We start from the raw sequence: 230 nt of genomic DNA on the forward strand, positions 1-230 counted from the left end.
CGTTGAAGGACGGGACTAACACCGATATGCTTCGGGGAGCTGTAAGTAAGCTTTGATCCGGAGATTTCCGAATGGGGAAACCCCCTATCCGTAATGGGATAGGATCTTTACCTGAATACATAGGGTAATGAAGGCAGACCCGGGGAACTGAAACATCTAAGTACCCGGAGGAAGAGAAAGCAAACGCGATTCCCTGAGTAGCGGCGAGCGAAACGGGATTAGCCCAAACC

General features: G+C 50.9%; 1 rRNA gene. It reads left to right on the forward strand.

Going from position 1 to position 230, the window contains the following annotated elements:
• Positions 1 to 230: ribosomal RNA gene (locus tag M3175_RS24800) — 23S ribosomal RNA — on the forward strand; the annotation flags it as partial.

The organism is Robertmurraya korlensis (assembly GCF_023715225.1).
Lineage (GTDB): Bacteria > Bacillota > Bacilli > Bacillales > Cytobacillaceae > Robertmurraya_A.